The 268-nt window shown below is 33.2% G+C and carries 1 protein-coding gene; it reads left to right on the top strand.

Going from position 1 to position 268, the window contains the following annotated elements:
* Window positions 1-55 precede the first annotated feature (55 nt).
* On the top strand, window positions 56-268 hold a 213-nt coding region (locus AOA60_RS18320; RefSeq protein ID WP_143522462.1), incomplete at its 3' end, for an ABC transporter permease subunit.

Consider the following 268-nt stretch of genomic DNA (forward strand, 5'->3'; position numbering starts at 1 on the left):
TTTTTCTTCAATAAGATAAGGAAGGTGAACGACAATCGATGCTTTACAAGTAATTATGGATGCTATGCCAGTCCTAATGAGAGGGCTCTGGGTAACGATACAAATAACAGTTTTCTCACTTTTAATTGCTGTAGTTATAGGTTTAACTTTAGGACTATTTAGTATTGCTAGAAACTGGCTTTTAAAAGCTATTGCGAACACATATGTAAACATTATTAGAGGTACTCCAATACTAGTGCAAATGCTTTATATCTATATTGGTTTACCA

Origin of the sequence: Pseudomonas sp. 2822-17 (assembly GCF_002742485.1) — a bacterium.
Taxonomy (GTDB): domain Bacteria; phylum Pseudomonadota; class Gammaproteobacteria; order Pseudomonadales; family Pseudomonadaceae; genus Aquipseudomonas; species Aquipseudomonas cyclaminis.